Consider the following 2,112-nt stretch of genomic DNA (forward strand, 5'->3'; position numbering starts at 1 on the left):
GGCTGGTTCGGCTTCAACGGTGGTTCTGTGCTGAAACTGGGCGATATTGCCAACGCCAACTCCGTTGCCATGGTGTTCCTGAACACCAACGCCGCGGCAGCAGCTGGTCTGGTGGCTGCGTTGATCCTGGGCCGCATCCTGTTCGGCAAGGCTGACCTGACCATGGCGCTGAACGGTGCTCTGGCCGGTCTGGTAGCGATCACCGCTGAGCCTTCTACCCCGAGCGCTCTGGGCGCCAGCATCATCGGTGCCATCGGCGGTATCATTGTGGTCTTCTCCATCGTGGGCCTGGACAAGCTGAAGATCGACGATCCGGTCGGTGCCATCTCCGTACACGGTGTGGTCGGCCTGTGGGGTCTGCTGGCGGTACCTTTCACCAACAGCGACGTCAGCTTCCTGGGACAGATTATCGGTGCACTGACCATCTTCGTCTGGGTATTCGTGACCAGCCTGATCGTCTGGGGTGTTCTCAAGGCGGTGATTGGCCTGCGGGTTTCCGAGGACGAGGAATACGAAGGTGTGGACCTGTCCGAATGTGGTATGGAAGCCTATCCGGAATTTGTCAGCAACAAGTAAAGACCGGCCGGGGGTGCTCTGCACCTCCGGCGTTCAAGCCACTTGCTTTTGAGTGGCGGGAGATGACCCAAACCGCTGTAACGTGTATCTTAGAGGCATAGGGCATTTCAACACCGTCACTTTAAAGTCGTTTAAGTAAGGAACTCACAATGAAACTGATCACTGCTGTAGTAAAACCGTTCAAATTGGACGACGTGCGCACCGCACTGTCCGAAGTAGGCGTTCAGGGCATGACGGTCACCGAGGTCAAAGGTTTTGGCCGCCAGAAAGGTCACACCGAGCTGTATCGGGGTGCCGAGTATGTGGTGGACTTCCTGCCCAAGGTAAAGGTAGAGCTGGCTGTTGACGACTCTCTGGTCGAACAGGCGGTGGAAGCCATTACCAAGGCCGCCCAGACTGGCAAAATCGGCGACGGTAAGATCTTTATCACGCCGCTGGAGGAAATCATCCGTATCCGTACCGGCGAAACCGGCCCGGACGCGATCTGATCCCGATTGCTCCAGTACCACCCAAAACCGGCGCCTCAGGGCGCCGGTTTTGTTTTATGGGGAGCGAACCGCTCAGTCCCGGGTTCGCGCCAGGATGGCATCCACTTCGGGCCTCAGTTGAGCCACATACTGCCGGTGGCGCAGCACCATGAAGATGGGCAGAACCACCATCATGATGATCCCCCCGGTCACCGGCCGTCCCAGCCCTAGCGCCGGTCCCGCCACCAGCGCGATAAACAGCGATACCGCGCAGATCCACACCAGGCTGATGATGTTGCCCCGCCAGTGGGTCAGTTTTCTCTCGGGCGCATAGGCGCGCTCGTGGGCCTGCTGCAGAATCGCCGCCTGCTCTTTTTCGGGCAGCTCAGCCAATTGGGGGAAGTGTTTACTCAGTAACCGAACGTTCATAACTGCTTCCGTTAGTGGTCGAAGGTGCGCCAGGGGCGCGCTCCATAGGGTGGTCTGTGGGACTATACGCCGGTTTCAACGGTGTCGATGTGTCGGAACGATCTGAGGACACCCGCCGGTAATAACCAAAATTTTACCCCGGTTCCCTGCTAAGGTAAAAAAAGCCTAAAAACACCACCAAAAACTCATGACGTCGTCGTTTTCTTGCGCTATAAATTACGCGAAAACGGGTCAAAATCGGCCACTCGAAAACGGTCGTTATGGCCTGGGTTGACGTGCAACTGGCGTGGTGGAGGTGTCACTATGGCAAGTCAATATCCCCTTAACGACAACGATGTGGATGATGTGCTCGAGGATGAAGACAGTGCCGACGATGAGGCGCTGGATGAGTCTGAAGTTGAGCTGTCGTATTCCGCTAAATCGGAAGCCCATGAGGACTTCAGTGTGGCCGCCCGCCAGCGGCTGCGCGATGAGTTGGCTCGCCAGGTGGAGGCCTTTCTGGCCCGGGGTGGGCACATCAGTGAAATTCCCTCTAGCCTGAACAATGCGCGGCCGAAGAAGCCGGTGTCGGATTATGGTGATCGGATGATGTGATGGGGTGGGTTACGGCGGATGCGCGCTTCGCGCTTATCCGCCCTAC

At 57.6% G+C, this 2,112-nt stretch carries 3 protein-coding genes and 1 pseudogene; 3 read left to right on the forward strand and 1 reads right to left on the reverse strand.

Going from position 1 to position 2,112, the window contains the following annotated elements; translation table 11 throughout:
• Positions 1-576, forward strand: a pseudogene (locus B3187_RS00920) (ammonium transporter); the annotation flags it as partial.
• A 149-nt stretch (positions 577-725) separates the two neighbouring features.
• Complete coding sequence (locus B3187_RS00925) at positions 726-1,064, forward strand: P-II family nitrogen regulator (protein WP_024461944.1); 339 nt, start codon at positions 726-728, stop codon at positions 1,062-1,064.
• Positions 1,065-1,136: 72 nt separating this feature from the next.
• On the opposite strand, the gene B3187_RS00930 is transcribed toward B3187_RS00925, so the two are convergent.
• On the reverse strand, positions 1,137-1,472 hold the full coding sequence (locus B3187_RS00930) for a hypothetical protein (protein WP_286804236.1): 336 nt from the start codon (positions 1,470-1,472) through the stop codon (positions 1,137-1,139).
• A gap of 303 nt (positions 1,473-1,775) precedes the next feature.
• On the opposite strand from B3187_RS00930, the gene B3187_RS00935 reads away from it, so the two are divergent.
• Positions 1,776-2,066, forward strand: a complete 291-nt coding sequence (locus B3187_RS00935) for a hypothetical protein (protein ID WP_123639369.1) — start codon at positions 1,776-1,778, stop codon at positions 2,064-2,066.
• Positions 2,067-2,112: the final 46 nt, after the last annotated feature.

Origin of the sequence: Marinimicrobium sp. UBA4209 (genome assembly GCF_002381585.1) — a bacterium.
GTDB classification, from domain to species: domain Bacteria; phylum Pseudomonadota; class Gammaproteobacteria; order Pseudomonadales; family Cellvibrionaceae; genus Marinimicrobium; species Marinimicrobium koreense.

Bases quoted from the DNA above. Each gene is read 5' to 3' on its own strand.
- B3187_RS00925 (WP_024461944.1), top strand. From the start codon at position 726: ATGAAACTGATCACTGCTGTAGTAAAACCGTTCAAATTGGACGACGTG.
- B3187_RS00930 (WP_286804236.1), bottom strand. From the start codon at position 1,472: ATGAACGTTCGGTTACTGAGTAAACACTTCCCCCAATTGGCTGAGCTG.
- B3187_RS00935 (WP_123639369.1), top strand. From the start codon at position 1,776: ATGGCAAGTCAATATCCCCTTAACGACAACGATGTGGATGATGTGCTC.